Annotated in this window: 15 protein-coding genes and 3 tRNA genes; 6 read left to right on the top strand and 12 right to left on the bottom strand. The window is 51.3% G+C overall.

Going from position 1 to position 14,246, the window contains the following annotated elements:
* The first annotated feature begins 96 nt into the window (after positions 1-96).
* Both B6A39_RS12985 and B6A39_RS12990 read left to right on the top strand, forming a co-directional pair.
* A complete protein-coding gene (locus B6A39_RS12985; RefSeq protein WP_083006360.1) occupies positions 97-1,677 on the top strand; it encodes a cryptochrome/photolyase family protein in 1,581 nt (526 codons plus the stop codon).
* On the top strand, positions 1,674-2,072 hold the full coding sequence (locus B6A39_RS12990; RefSeq protein WP_083006362.1) for a thiol-disulfide oxidoreductase DCC family protein: 399 nt from the start codon (positions 1,674-1,676) through the stop codon (positions 2,070-2,072). Before B6A39_RS12985 ends, B6A39_RS12990 begins: the two co-directional genes overlap by 4 nt.
* A 32-nt stretch (positions 2,073-2,104) precedes the next feature.
* Here B6A39_RS12990 and B6A39_RS12995 read toward each other — a convergent pair whose 3' ends face one another.
* From B6A39_RS12995 to rnr, 9 genes are all read right to left on the bottom strand, one after another.
* Positions 2,105-2,407, bottom strand: a complete 303-nt coding sequence (locus B6A39_RS12995) for a DUF6482 family protein (protein WP_009721686.1) — start codon at positions 2,405-2,407, stop codon at positions 2,105-2,107.
* A 140-nt stretch (positions 2,408-2,547) separates the two neighbouring features.
* Entirely contained in the window at positions 2,548-2,841 is a 294-nt protein-coding gene (locus tag B6A39_RS13000) for a hypothetical protein (protein ID WP_009721685.1), read from the bottom strand.
* A gap of 66 nt (positions 2,842-2,907) precedes the next feature.
* The gene (dnaB, locus tag B6A39_RS13005) at positions 2,908-4,296 is read right to left on the bottom strand and encodes a replicative DNA helicase (protein ID WP_009721684.1); all 1,389 of its coding nucleotides are present in this window, start codon (positions 4,294-4,296) and stop codon (positions 2,908-2,910) included.
* 274 nt (positions 4,297-4,570) lie between these two features.
* Positions 4,571-5,017, bottom strand: a complete 447-nt coding sequence (gene rplI / locus B6A39_RS13010) for a 50S ribosomal protein L9 (protein ID WP_083006365.1) — start codon at positions 5,015-5,017, stop codon at positions 4,571-4,573.
* A 15-nt stretch (positions 5,018-5,032) separates the two neighbouring features.
* On the bottom strand, positions 5,033-5,884 hold the full coding sequence (locus B6A39_RS13015) for a hypothetical protein (RefSeq protein WP_083006367.1): 852 nt from the start codon (positions 5,882-5,884) through the stop codon (positions 5,033-5,035).
* A gap of 12 nt (positions 5,885-5,896) precedes the next feature.
* The gene (rpsR, locus tag B6A39_RS13020; RefSeq protein ID WP_009097135.1) at positions 5,897-6,124 is read right to left on the bottom strand and encodes a 30S ribosomal protein S18; all 228 of its coding nucleotides are present in this window, start codon (positions 6,122-6,124) and stop codon (positions 5,897-5,899) included.
* A 33-nt stretch (positions 6,125-6,157) separates the two neighbouring features.
* Positions 6,158-6,541, bottom strand: coding sequence for a 30S ribosomal protein S6 (gene rpsF, locus B6A39_RS13025; RefSeq protein ID WP_009721681.1), 384 nt, complete (start codon positions 6,539-6,541; stop codon positions 6,158-6,160).
* 212 nt (positions 6,542-6,753) lie between these two features.
* Positions 6,754-7,551, bottom strand: coding sequence for a 23S rRNA (guanosine(2251)-2'-O)-methyltransferase RlmB (gene rlmB, locus B6A39_RS13030; RefSeq protein WP_083006369.1), 798 nt, complete (start codon positions 7,549-7,551; stop codon positions 6,754-6,756).
* Positions 7,552-7,553: 2 nt separating this feature from the next.
* The gene (rnr, locus tag B6A39_RS13035; protein ID WP_083006372.1) at positions 7,554-9,959 is read right to left on the bottom strand and encodes a ribonuclease R; all 2,406 of its coding nucleotides are present in this window, start codon (positions 9,957-9,959) and stop codon (positions 7,554-7,556) included.
* Positions 9,960-10,205: 246 nt separating this feature from the next.
* Here rnr and B6A39_RS13040 point away from each other — a divergent pair.
* The 3 genes from B6A39_RS13040 to B6A39_RS13050 all read left to right on the top strand — a co-directional run bounded on the left by B6A39_RS13040 (position 10,206) and on the right by B6A39_RS13050 (position 10,612).
* A tRNA-Leu gene (locus B6A39_RS13040) sits at positions 10,206-10,292 on the top strand.
* A gap of 103 nt (positions 10,293-10,395) precedes the next feature.
* Positions 10,396-10,482 (top strand) — tRNA-Leu (locus tag B6A39_RS13045).
* 43 nt (positions 10,483-10,525) lie between these two features.
* Positions 10,526-10,612: transfer RNA gene (locus B6A39_RS13050), tRNA-Leu, on the top strand.
* Positions 10,613-10,812: 200 nt separating this feature from the next.
* Here B6A39_RS13050 and B6A39_RS13055 read toward each other — a convergent pair.
* Positions 10,813-11,676, bottom strand: a complete 864-nt coding sequence (locus tag B6A39_RS13055) for a DNA/RNA non-specific endonuclease (protein WP_083006374.1) — start codon at positions 11,674-11,676, stop codon at positions 10,813-10,815.
* A gap of 61 nt (positions 11,677-11,737) precedes the next feature.
* The gene (locus B6A39_RS13060) at positions 11,738-12,013 is read right to left on the bottom strand and encodes an Lrp/AsnC family transcriptional regulator (RefSeq protein WP_009721675.1); all 276 of its coding nucleotides are present in this window, start codon (positions 12,011-12,013) and stop codon (positions 11,738-11,740) included.
* Positions 12,014-12,269: 256 nt separating this feature from the next.
* Here B6A39_RS13060 and B6A39_RS13065 point away from each other — a divergent pair, with 256 nt between their 5' ends.
* Positions 12,270-12,584 (top strand): high-potential iron-sulfur protein, encoded by a 315-nt coding sequence (locus B6A39_RS13065; protein WP_083006376.1) that lies wholly within the window; start codon positions 12,270-12,272, stop codon positions 12,582-12,584.
* Positions 12,585-12,663: 79 nt separating this feature from the next.
* Here the strand turns inward: B6A39_RS13065 and B6A39_RS13070 are convergent, their stop codons facing one another.
* Complete coding sequence (locus B6A39_RS13070; protein ID WP_083006378.1) at positions 12,664-14,226, bottom strand: SpoVR family protein; 1,563 nt, start codon at positions 14,224-14,226, stop codon at positions 12,664-12,666.
* Positions 14,227-14,246: the final 20 nt, after the last annotated feature.

Genomic DNA, 14,246 nt, shown 5'->3' on the forward strand with positions numbered 1-14,246 from the left:
ATACTTTAAATAGTTGACAAAATCTTAACACTTTTCGGCAAAGTTGCGGCATAAAGTTATACTATCAGCATTATTTGTATAACTGCGGGCCAACTCATGTCTAAGCCTTTATTGTTAGTTCTTGGTGATCAGCTTTCGCTTTCATTGGCAACCCTGCGCAATGCGCCGACTGACGCAGTCATTGCGCTTTGCGAAGTCGCCGAAGAAGCGCGTTATGTGCCTCATCATATACATAAAATCGGCTTATTCATGGCCGCCATGCGACACTTTGCTCAGGCGCTGCGCGATAAAGGTTATAACGTTCACTACAGCCGCATTGATGATGCTGACAATACCCAGTCACTCATCACAGAAGCCGAACGTATTGCCATTCAGTACGGCTGCCATGAAGTGTGCGTAGCAAGACCTGGCGAATGGCGACTCTGGGATGCTATGCAGCAGCGCCAAGCAGCCACCCTACCCTGGAAAGTGATCGAAGATGATCGCTTTTTCACCTCACCTGATGACTTTGCCAACTGGGCTAAAGGACGTAAACAGCTTCGTCTGGAGTATTTCTATCGGGAGCAGCGCAAACGAACTGGGCTACTGATGGAAGGTGATACACCTGCAGAAGGGAAATGGAACTTTGACCATGACAACCGTGAGCCAATGAAAGCAACGCTCAGCTTTCCATCGCTTCCCACCCACCGTCAAGATGCACTAACCCAGGAAGCGCTCACTGATGCCAAGCATCATTTTAGCGAACACATGGGGTCTCTGGATAACTTCAACCTCCCCGTTACCCGTCGACAGGCGCTAGTGGATTTAAACCACTTCCTTGATCATGGACTAGCCGACTTTGGGCGCTACCAAGATGCGATTAGCGATGAAGAGCCGTTCCTTTTTCACTCCAGACTATCGGCGGCACTCAATATCGGCCTGCTTACACCTCATGAAGTCTGTGAGGCCGCTGAGCAGCGCTATCTAGCAGGTCATGCGCCTATCAATGCAGTCGAAGGATTCATTCGTCAAATACTGGGTTGGCGAGAGTATGTTCGAGGGCTTTATTGGACACAAATGCCGACTTACAAGCGAGAGAACCGGCTTGGCTTTGAGCGAGAATTGCCAGCATTTTACTGGGATGGCAATACCGATATGCGCTGCTTACAGCGCGCTATCCAAATGACTATCGAAAACAGCTACGCTCATCATATTCAGCGCTTGATGGTAACTGGCAACTTTGCCCTGCTGTGCGGTGTTAAGCCTGAAGCACTTTGCGACTGGTATCTAGCAGTGTATGCCGACGCCTGCGAATGGGTGGAGCTGCCTAACACTCTGGGTATGGTGCTGCATGCTGACGGCGGTCTAATGGGCTCCAAACCTTATTGCGCCTCCGGCAAATATATCGACAAGATGTCTGACCATTGCCAGCACTGTCGCTATTCCCCGAAACAAGTAACTGGTCCAAAAGCGTGCCCATTTAACAGCCTTTACTGGCATTTTCTGGAAACCAACGCTGAACAGCTGAACCGCAACCCACGCATGAAACTGATCTATGGGTCACTCTCTCGCATGAAAGACGAAAAGCGTGACGCGATGCGTCAGCAGGCTGAACAATTTCTTGCCTCGCTACCCACCAGTCCAGGCTACGGCCAGACCTCCCACACACAAGGCTATCTATCAAAGGGTACTCAATGAGCCGTTTCTCTACGCTTCACGCAACGTCACCTGTCACGCTATATCACGATGGCCACTGTCCTTTTTGTCGCGTGGAAGTCGCGTGGCTTGCAAAGCATCGCCATCAAGAACGTGTCGCTCTAGTGGATATTCAGAGTCGTGATTTCAATGCAGCCGATGTAGGACGCAGGTTTGACGACATGATGGGGCTACTGCATGTCAAAGATAACCAAGGGAATTGGTATATCGGGATGGATGCCAGCCGGGCCCTCTATGCAGTACTGGGCTACCGGTGGCTAGTGTGGCTTTCTTGCTTACCAGGCCTGCGAGGAATAATGGATGCAGGCTATCGTTTTTTTGCCCGTCGCCGTGTGCGGCTAGGACAATGGTGGGAGAAGCGTCACGCTAACAAGTGAGGACGCCATAAGGTACCGAAACGTTTGTAGTGTTAAAACACTAAGGGCATACGTGACGTTAATGGCGAGCTGTAATGAGCATCGCGCCCAATCACTTCATCCTGGGGCACATGCTGCACTAAGTAAGCGCGATGAATCCCTGCGCGTTTTAGCTCAAGATAAACATCATCTAGCGAGCGGAACAGCATTGGCTTACCACGCTGCGTCAACATATGCCGCTCGCCCTCTACATCTTCAAGCTCTACTTGATAAAAACGGCTGCCCGAATGCGTTATAACGCGTATTTCAAAATTGTCGTGACCCGCAACAAATTGCTTCAGTTCTTTTAGTTCCATGGTTCCCTCCTATGATTGTTCATCATCATGGGGCACAGCATGACGATACCCCATGACAATTTTATTACCTTGGCACTAACTGCCTAAGACGGCAACTTCACAAAAGAGTTCCTGACCAAAACGTCAACTTATTCGTCGAATTATTGATACTCAGAGGGGTCGATTGCTTTACCTAACGAGTTACGATCTATCCAGTTACCGCCTTTAGTTTCCTTGTAACGGAAAACCACTTTATCGCCCACCGTTACCGGCAGTTCTGAATCTTCAGTTTGATAGCTATATTTTTCCCCTTCGACTACCAGGAAGTAACGGTAGAGGTCAGGCATTCCCAACCACTCTTTAAATGGCCCTTCTCGCTCTAGTGACTGTAGCTCCCCGCGGCCTTCCAGCTTAGGAAGACGCTTACGGTTACCACGTCTAAAACCACCTGCCATTTGCTACTCCTGTCTATCTGCTTCGTCGAGGAGGAGCATTATACGTTCTCCCCCCTAACGCTCAAGTTAATCGCCGAACGCTTCGCCATAGCTATCGGGCGCAAGGTCTTCAAAGCGTGTGTATTTACCAATAAATGCCATATGTACCGTACCGATAGGCCCGTTACGCTGTTTACCAATAATAAGCTCGGCAATCCCCTGGTTATCAGGATTGTCAGGGTTATACACCTCATCTCGGTAAACAAACGCAATAACGTCGGCATCCTGCTCAATCGCACCGGACTCCCGCAAATCCGACATGACAGGACGCTTATTGGGACGCTGCTCCAACGACCGGTTAAGCTGTGAAAGTGCTACAACAGGACATTGAAACTCTTTTGCCAGCCCTTTCAGCGAGCGGGATATCTCTGATATCTCACCGGTACGGTTTTCAGAGAAGCCAGGAATCTGCATTAGCTGCAGATAGTCAATCATGATGAGCGCCATATTGCCGTGCTCACGCACCACTCTACGCAGGCGGGAGCGCATTTCATTAGGTGAAAGCGCCGCAGTATCATCTATAAATAGCTGCTTGTCTTTGAGCAGATTGACTGCAGACGTTAGTCGCGGCCAATCTTCATCTTCCAACTGCCCCGAACGCACGCGGGTTTGATCAATCCGACCCAACGAAGAGAGCATACGCAGCATTAGAGATTCTGCGGGCATCTCCATGGAGAACACCATCACCGGCTTATCGCTAGCAATAACCGCGTGTTCGACTAGATTCATGGCAAAAGTGGTTTTACCCATTGATGGGCGGCCCGCAATAATCACCAAATCTGAGGGCTGTAAGCCTGAGGTCATTTCATCGAGGTCACGAAACCCCGAGGAGAGACCTGTCATTTCACCTTTTAGATTGAACAGCTCATCAATGCGATCAACGGCTTTGGTCAGCAGTTCGCTCATTCCGATAGGCCCACCGGTTTTCGGTCGCTCTTCAGCAATCTGAAATACTAATCGCTCAGCTTCGTTAAGCAGCTCATCAGCAGGCCGGCCCTGCGGGGAAAACGCCCCATCAGCAATTTGATTGGCCGCACGGATTAATTTACGCAGCGTTGCCCGCTCGCGAACGATATCGGCATAAGCGCGAATATTACTGGCAGAAGGCGTATTGCGGGCCAGCTCAGCTAAGAATGCTAAACCACCCACAGTATCCAACTGGTCACGCGCTTCTAATGCCTCTGACAGCGTTATAACGTCCAACGGCTGTCCAGATTCAGCCAAATGAATCATCACATTGAACACCAAGCGATGCTCATAGCGGTAAAAATCATCCGCCACTAACCGTTCCGAGACATTGTCCCAGGCTTGGTTATCCAACATTAGCCCACCTAGCACCGACTGCTCCGCCTCAAGAGAGTGCGGCGGCAGCTTTATCGCTGCCGTTTCCTGATCAGCAGAAGGCTGGTCCTGCATAGTGAGCTCCTTAATCATAAAGCGTAGCCAATAACGATGACTATCTTAGCGGGACAATCTCAAACCCACCATAAGCGACCTATCTACGCAAAGCGACGTTCAAAAAAATTCGACCCACACCTCAAACATTTTTGACCGTGCTTAGAGCGACATAGATTAAAAAGACATGCGGTTTGAATGACCAAGATCTTAAATGGTAAAGATCTTAAACCTTAAATGACAAAGGGCGCGGGAAGACCCGCGCCCTTCGAGGCGTCAGCGTTGGCGAGAGCGTTTACTCTGCGACAACAACCACGCGAACAACAGCATCTACATCTGCATGCAGGTGTAGAGCGATGTCGTATTCGCCAGTTTGGCGAATCGGACCTTGCGGCATACGTACTTCGCTCTTGGCAACTTCGATGCCAGCAGAGGAAATAGCGTCGGCCAAGTCACGAGGACCGATAGAGCCGAACAGCTTGCCTTCATCGCCTGCTTTAGAAACCAACGACAATTCGATGTCGTTAAGCTGCTCAGCACGCGCTTCAGCTTCTGCTTTACGCTCAGCGGCTTGGGCTTCAAGCTCAGCACGCTGGGCTTTGAATGCTTCAACGTTATCTTTGGTTGCCGGCACGGCTAGGCCGTAAGGAACCAAATAGTTACGACCATAACCGGGCTTTACAGTGACTTTGTCACCCAGGCCGCCCAGCTTACCAATGTTGTCGAGCAGAATGACTTCCATCTCGTAAACCTCTTGTCAGTTGCTGCGGGCAAGGCGTGCGCGAACGTTCGCGAATGTATCAATCAGCCCCAACAGCAGCACAATGAGAATCGTGGGCCAGGTCGTGATCAGCAGCACATAAAATGCCACCAGCCACAGCCCGTTCATCCCCTTTATTCCAATAAACCCATGCACTAGCGCAATGCCAGCTACCAGCAGTGGAATCCAACCAAGCATTGCCAGAGCGTGCGCTCCCAACACCATACCCACCACGCCAAGTACGACTAAAACAGCGAACTCTTTGGGCGATAGGCGAAGTGCGTGAAACTCTTCGCGGAAGCCGCCTGGGTTATAAAGCCCAGCTTGCCAGCTTCGCGCCAACGCTAAACACGCTATAGCGGCCAACAATACCACCAAGCCTGTTACACCACCGATCACCATAGCGGCGAGCGTAGGCGCATCAATACCTTGGTTAGCAAACTCTGTCAGCATGCGATCAATCTCGGTAGAGCTTTCTCGCAGTTGCTCCAGCATTAACTGTGTTCCACCTGGCGGTATAAAAATGCCGAGTTGAACCATAACCGCTGCCGCTAATGTGCCAACGATTAACGCTTCACTCCAACGCATCCTCTCACGCAGGATAACCGCCATCAGCGTCACTAGCAGTACGCTAGCAAGTGGAATGACGTCACCTTGAGACCACCAGAAACCCGCAGGTAGTGCGGCAGCGATAATGACCGGAAGCGCAGGTGCAAAGCCTTTGCGTAAGGTTACTAGCGCGGCAATGGCTGCCCCAAACCAGAACAGCCAAGGCACTAGTGTCGCTAACGCCGCCCCGCCAATGGCATAGGGCGTGCTCCGCATAAGCCATCTCGCCAGTGCCAGCATCACGTTAAACGCTTACTGATGGCTATCGGAGTAGGGCAGCAGTGCCAGGTAACGCGAACGCTTGATAGCAGTCGCCAACTGACGCTGATAGCGTGCTTTGGTGCCGGTGATACGGCTTGGAACGATCTTGCCGGTTTCGGTGATGTAAGCCTTCAGCGTGTCGAGATCTTTGTAGTCGATCTGCTTGACGCCTTCAGCAGTGAAGCGGCAAAACTTACGGCGACGGAAAAAACGTGCCATGGACTAGCTCCTTAAAACGTGCGGTGGATGAAATTAGGCAGTTTCTTCTTCAGCTTCTTCAGCGCGCGGTTTGTCTTCGCGACGCGGACGCTTTTCTTCTGCCGGCTTCATCATCGGAGAAGCTTCGGTGATCGCTTCTTTACAGCGAACAACCAAGCTGCGGATGATGGCGTCGTTGAAACGGAAGATGTTCTCGATTTCTTCGAGAGTCTCGCCGGTGCACTCAACGTTCATCAGCACGTAGTGGGCTTTGTGGATCTTGTTGATCGGGTAAGCCAGGTGACGGCGGCCCCAATCTTCCAAGCGATGCACAGTGCCACCGTTTTCGGTAACAATGCTGGTGTAGCGCTCGACCATAGCCGGCACTTGCTCGCTCTGATCCGGGTGGACCATAAACACGATTTCATAATGACGCATGGAATCTCCTTGCGGTTTGACAGCTTCCGGTGTGTATTGATACAGCTGTATCAATGACGACAGGGAAGCAAGGAGTTAACTGAAATGCCCTTTGTTCACCGTGAACGGTGTCATTTGGGACATCAAGCAGAACTGTTTTTCGTATTAACTGTTAACCAATACGAGCGCCCGCTTAAAATTAAACGGGCGCAGGCATTCTAGTGGGCTGGTGCTTAACTTGCAAGCTGCCTCTGTCGAACTGCTTCAAACAAGCAAATGCCTGTCGCGACCGATACGTTCAGACTGGACACCTGCCCGGCCATGGGCAACTTTGCCAAGTTATCGCAGGCTTCCCGAGTTAACCGACGCATGCCCTTCCCTTCAGCCCCCATCACTAACGCAGTCGGGCCGGTCATATCAATCTCAAACAAGCTAGCTTCCGCTTCACCAGCGGTACCGGTAATCCATACACCGGCATCTTTTAGTTTGGCCAATGTACGAGATAGGTTAGTAACCTGATAAACAGGCACTACCTCGGCTGCGCCGCAAGCTACTTTCCGCACCGTCGCGTTCAGCGGCGCGGCTTTATCTTTGGCAACAATCACACCATGGGCCCCAGCGGCATCCGCGCTGCGCAGGCACGCACCGAAATTATGCACATCGGTAACACCATCCAGCACTAACAATAACGGCGGTGCAGACGCTTGCCATGCGCGTAGCTTCAACCATAGCGACTCCTCCCCTTCAGGAACCAACGGGGGGCAAAAAGCCACAACGCCTTGGTGGGCTGCACCTTGAGTAAGCTGATCTAACAGGTCACGGGGCTGCTCTTTAATTCGTGCGCCACGGGACTGAGCACTCGCAACCACTTCCTTCAAGCGGTTACCCGCTCCCTGCTGCACCCACAACTCAACCGGCGTTTCGTCCCGGTCCAGCAGACTTTCCAGGGCGTGAACGCCATACACTTGGTCTAGCCCATCCGGAGTACGAACAGCCGGACGCGAGCCACGTCGAGACGACGACGATTTCATGCTCAACCCTTATTCGGTGATGGTTTACGCGGGCCATTACGCGTGCGTCTTGGCCCGCGGCGCGTCGGCTGCTTATCAGCTGATGCCGCTGCCTTGTCAGCGCCCGCCTCTCCTCCAGCACCACCTTCTCCACCGCGGCGCTTGCGCGGCTGGCGGCGAGGACGGGGCTTCTCGTCAGCTAGTCCAAAGTCGATCTTACGATCATCCATGTCTACCCGCGCGACCTGAACCGTAAGCCCGTCACCCAAACGGTAGGTTGTGCCTGTGCGCTCACCTTTGAGGCGATGCTTTTCTGCTTCATAGTGGTAGTAGTCAGAGGGCAGCGAGGTGACATGCACCAACCCTTCGACATAGAAGTCATCCAGACGTACAAACAGGCCAAACTGAGTCACTGAGGCGATAGTACCTTCGAACGTTTCGCCTAGCTTGTCGGACATGAACTCACACTTGAGCCAGCTTTCAACATCACGAGTTGCCTCATCAGCCCGCCGCTCGGTCATCGAGCAGTGCTCACCCAGCTCAAGCATTTGCTCGAAGGTATAAGGGCACCACTTGCTTGGCGGATCGACAGGCGCGCCTTCTACCCGAACAACCGTATTGGTTTGTCGTGGCCCACGAATAACCGAGCGAATAGCACGGTGTACCAACAGGTCGGGATAACGACGAATCGGCGAAGTGAAGTGCGCATAGGCCTGGTAAGCCAAGCCAAAATGGCCCTCATTCTGGGGTGAATACACCGCCTGGTTCATTGAGCGCAACATGACAGTTTGTATGATGTCAGCATCTGGGCGATCAATTATCGCCTCACGTAACGCTTGATAATCCTGAGGCGTCGGCATGTCGCCGCCACCAACGGAAAGCCCCAGCTCGCTTAAAAACAGGCGCAGCTTATCAAGGCGTTCTGGCGTCGGGCGCTCGTGAATACGATAAAGAGCGGGCAGGTCGTGCTTATCAAGGAACCGAGCGGTAGCCACGTTGGCCGCCAGCATACACTCCTCAATTAACTTATGAGCATCGTTACGGGTGCGCGGTACGATTTTTTCAATTTTGCGCTCATCATTAAAGATAATCGCCGTTTCGGTGGTATCAAAATCAATTGCACCACGCTCTTCCCGGGCACTACGAAGCAGGCCATAAAGCTCGTGCAAATTTTGCAGCGGCTTCACTAATGCCTTGTGTTCATTGCGCAGCACTTCACCCTCGTCACTCTCATTATCGAGAATGGCCGCCACCTTGTTATAGGTCAGGCGAGCATGGGAGTTCATTACCGCCTCATAGAATGAGTAGCGGCTAATAGCGCCCGTCTTGGAGATATTCATCTCGCAGACCATCACAAGGCGATCTACTTGGGGATTTAACGAACACAAGCCATTTGAGAGCAGCTCAGGCAGCATCGGCACAACTTGGCCTGGGAAGTACACCGAGTTACCCCGCGTACGCGCCTCATCATCAAGCGCGGTGCCAGGGCGCACGTAGTGCGATACATCGGCAATCGCTACCAGCAGCTTCCAACTGCCCGACTTGGTCTTCCAAGCGCACACCGCATCGTCAAAGTCTTTGGCGGATTCATCGTCAATGGTAACCAACGGAAGCTCACGCAGATCGACACGGTGTTGCTTATCTTCCTCTAATACTTCTGCTGAAATACCGCTAGTTTGGTCAAGCACTTCTGGCGGAAACTCAGCGGGTATATCGTAGCTACGAATCGCGATATCTATTTCCATGCCAGGATCCATCCGTTCACCCAGCACTTCGATAACTTCACCAACTGGCTGAACTCGCGTAGCCGGTTGCTGAACGATTTTCGCTGATATCACCTGCCCGTCTTTTGCACCAGCACTTGCGGTATGAGGAATAATAACTTCCTGGGTAATGCGGGGATTCTCAGGAATCAGCACGCCAAACTCAGGTGAATTACTACGGTATACACCCACGATTGTTTGGGTATTTCGCGCAATTACATCGGCAATGGTGGCCTCATCACGACCGCGACGGTCTCGGCCACTAATACGCGCCAGCACATAATCGCCATGGAAAACACGGCGCATCTGACGCGGCGGTAATACTAAGTCCGGCTTTTTACCATCATCACGCAGCAGGAAGCCAAAGCCATCTCGGTGGCCAAGTACCTTCCCTTTAATAAGGTCAAGCTTGTCAATTAATGCATAAGCACCGCGGCGATCGCGCAGCACCTGTCCATCACGCTCCATGGCAGCCATACGTCGGCGAACAGCTTCAAGATGATCTTCATCTTCAATACCGAGCATGCGACTCATGTTTTCGTGGGTAATTGGCTTGCCGTACGTTTCCAGGGCAGCTAATAAATACTCGCGGCTGGGCGCAGGATTATCATACTTTTGCGCCTCGCGCTCGGCGTGCGGATCATCACTCAACGTCCAGTACTTCATGCGATCAACATCCTTGATTGCGTTTGCGGGAGGCAGACAGTTTGCGCAGGCGCAGTGCGCTGCGGGCGGGGGGATTCAGCCATTGATCGACTGAAAAACATCATGTTTTGTTTGGTCATAACTGCATTATAGCGCTGCCCGCTCAATCACCCAACCACCTAGCACGGCAATTGTACGATTTTAGTGATAAAAAACAGTTACCGGGTCTTGCAATTAAACGAGGCCTCGGTATCATACGCGCCACTTGCCCAGATGGCGGAATTGGTAGACGCGCTAGCTTCAGGTGCTAGTGTCCGTATGGACGTGGAGGTTCAAGTCCTCTTCTGGGCACCATCTTGTATCATGTTACCCCCTTTTCATGATGTAAATGGTGCAGCAGCAAGCAGTCGTATTAGAAATAGTAGTGAGAAAAAGCATTAGCAAGATGTTTGTATTCGCCCAGGTGGCGGAATTGGTAGACGCGCTAGCTTCAGGTGCTAGTGTCCGTATGGACGTGGAGGTTCAAGTCCTCTCCTGGGCACCATACGAATACAGACAGCAGTAAGATCCAGTAGCAAAAATGATGTGCCCAGGTGGCGGAATTGGTAGACGCGCTAGCTTCAGGTGCTAGTGTCCGTATGGACGTGGAGGTTCAAGTCCTCTCCTGGGCACCATTTCAAGGGTTCAATTCACATCAGCTCTGATCAACATTTCATCATCCGCTTCTCAGCAATTTATCTGCCACATTCTCTTTTTGCCACACTCCTTTTCTACCACGCACATTTCTTGCCGTTATTACTATTTATCTAGATATCTAGAAAGGCCTGCTAAAAAACCGCTCAAGCATAACTCTTCGCTCTCACGGTGTTTTGTATTATTGAAAACGCCCTGGACGTCGCGCCACCTCTTCTAGCGCCCAGCCTTGAGTGCGCAATTGCCCTTCCAATACAGCTTCACGCTCTGCCGGCAAATCAGGGAAAAAATTCAGCCCTGTACGCGTCTCTATCTCATCGATAGTTACCAGATAATCATCTAACGGTTCATTACCACGAACGTCTTGCGGCATGATAAAGGCAAGCGCCAGCGGAGCCTCTTCATCTGGCACAACGATGATCTTATAAAATGCTTCTGGCACTTCCACAAAACCAACGCGATTAAATGCATTGTCCATAAAGTGCTCGGGAAAAATTGGCCCAGTAATCACCTGCAAGCGATCAAAGCGTGGTGCAAAGTGATCCATCACCGATTCTTCAAGACGCTGCCAAAGCTGGCGATTCAAATTAGGCCGCTGAGGTGTCATGTTACTCATCAAGAAGGTATCGACCTGAGCGTTACGACCATGGACCGCTGCAATGGCATAGTTAGGTGCTAAGTGTCCGCGATCATAACCACTGCCGGAATAGCTATCCGTACCTATTGGCCATAACGTGCGCCAGTCAGCTTTAAAATTAGGCCGCGGCCCAATACGAGTATCATCAGACACTGCTTCAACCTGATAACTGACCCAAAGTGGGTTTGCCCGCACATCCGACCACCCCGCTAAGAAGCCATCGTTTCTCAGCACACGGTGAAATGTTGTTGGATGAAACCCATCCCAAGTAGGCACCCCCATCCATGTATAGTCGTCCTGAAGCTGACGCTCCTGAAACTCCCAAAGCCCCGTTCCCACAATGACAAAAAGCACGGCGATACCAAGGCGTTTTCCCTGACGACGCCAGCGCGAAAGCGATCTCCCCAACAGACTTACTCCCTATAATAATGATTCTGCATCCTGCTTTTTATGTCAGGTTATTTATCGGTTACCAGCCCAGGGAGAACATCGTTTCTAGGTCGTGACGAGAGTGCACCTGCATTGCATTAAGCGTTTCGGTATCGCTAATACCCTCGACAGCATTTAGGCGTTCAGTGACCAGTTCGGCAAGGCTTTCAAAATCAGGGGTTCGAGCAATAGCGACCAAATCATAGCGACCACACGTCGAATAGACTTCACTGATACCGTCTACATCAGCAAGGCGCTCCGCAACTGCTTTTACCTGGCCTTTCTCAGTATTGATTAAAATCACAGCGTTTTGCATAGCACCCCCAACAACAGCGTTAATAACAATCTAATCAGCAACCAGAGGCGAGTATAACAGGCTGTTTGCCAAGACCAAGCACCACTCCATGGCGTGGCCAATTGTCGCGCTTTTCATAAGGTTATTCGCACTAATTTTGAGCATGCGCTAGCATGTACTGGAGAACTCCGGCTTATAAGCTTTGTCGGAGTATTAGAGGTGGTTCACCACCCAATAACATAAGCAAAACGTCAAACCGTGACGCTAAGGAGACACCATGGCTAATCAGAGCCGCCGTAAGTTCATGCGTAACAGCGTAATGGGCCTCGCCGCCCTGCCATTTGGTGCTGGTATCCTGTCAAAGACTGCTTTTGCCCAGGAACTGCCTCGCCTTGACCCATCTGACTCTACTGCCCAGGCACTTAATTACGTTGAAGTAGCCAGTGACGCAAGCGATCACCCTGCCTATGAGGAAGGGGAGCTGTGCTCAAACTGCATGTTCTTTAATGCAGAAACTGAAGGTTGCCAGCTGTTCCCGCAAAACAGCGTAGAACCGGACGGTTGGTGCCAGTCCTGGACTGCCCAGAGCTAATGTTAGTAGTCAACTAATATTGATGAAATAACTAGGCTTGAAGACTACCCCGCGCTTGCCGCGGGGTAATTGTTTAACGTTAACTCACTTCTTTGTTTTCCTCCTCAATCGGCCACTGGTAACGCCGCGTTACGCGCCCCTCTTCCATTGAGACCAAATGCACCGGGAATCCCCATAGCTGCTGCAAATGGCGAATCACAGGATATACGCTGCGACCAAGGGGCCGACGGCTATCTTGTACATGGTGCAAAGTCAGCGAACGATCCCCACGTATAGCCGCTTCGACAACTTGAATATTGGGCTCACGCACCGATAACGCGTATTGAGTTGAAAGCGCCTCTCGCACTCGCCGGTAACCCCGCTCATTGTGAATTGCGGCGACTTCCAGTGTTTCCATCTGATCATCATCAACAATTAAGAACAGCTTGAGATCGCGTATTACCTTAGGGGATAAAAACTGCTGTATAAACGATTCATCCTTGAAGTTTCGCATTGCAAACTCAACGGTATCACGCCACGGACTACCCGCTATATCGGGAAACCACTCCCGGTCTTCATCCGTTGGCGCATCACAAATCCGCTTAATATCCATAAAGATCGCAAATCCCAACGCGTAGGGATTAAGGCCGCTGTAGTGCGGGCTATCAAAACCTGGCTGATTGATAACCGCGGCATGGGATTGCAAAAACTCCAGCATCAAGCCTTCATCAACCTTTCCTTCATCATACAAGCGATTCATCAGCGTATAGTGCCAAAAGCAAGCCCACCCTTCATTCATTACCTGGGTTTGTCGCTGGGGATAAAAATACTGCGCCAGTTTACGCACGATACGCACAATTTCACGCTGCCAGGGAGCCAAAAGCGGCGCGTTTTTTTCAATAAAGTAGAGCAAGTTCTCTTGTGGTTCAGAGGGATAAAGCCCCCCACTGTGCAAGCCTAGTGGGTCTGCATCACTGTGCAGGCTACCCGGCAGCGAAGGAATTCCATTAGGCGCATCAGGGATTGTGCGCCACAACATATTGACCTGGGTTTGCAGGTAGGCTTCGCGCTCTTCTTGACGCCTTACCTCTTCTTCAGCAGAAATAGGTGAGGGGCGCTTGTAACGGTCGACACCGTAGTTTTGGAGAGCGTGACAAGCATCTAACAATTGCTCTACTGCATGGACACCGTGGCGCTCTTCGCACTGAGCAATATACTTACGAGCAAATACTAGGTAATCAACGATGGAATCAGCATCGGTCCAGGCGCGGAACAAGTAATTGCCTTTAAAGAAAGAGTTATGCCCATAGCAGGCATGCGCAATGACCAACACCTGCATCATTAGCGTGTTCTCTTCCATTAGATAGGCGATACATGGGTTGGAATTAATCACCAACTCATAGGCAAGCCCCATCTGGCCGCGCTTATAGGCTTGTTCAACGGCAAGAAACTGCTTACCAAACGACCAGTGGTGATAGCCTACCGGCATCCCTACGCTCGCGTAGGCATCCATCATCTGTTCAGTGGTAATAACTTCTATCTGATTTGGATAAGTATCTAGGCGGTACTCATCGGCGAGCCTAGCGAGCTCCTCATCGAAGCGCTCCAACACACTAAAATTCCAGTCGGAACCGGTCGCTATTGGCTTACGGGCTACACTCATGGCGTACTCCTCGGTTCGCG

It is taken from the genome of Halomonas sp. GT (genome assembly GCF_002082565.1).
Lineage (GTDB): Bacteria > Pseudomonadota > Gammaproteobacteria > Pseudomonadales > Halomonadaceae > Vreelandella.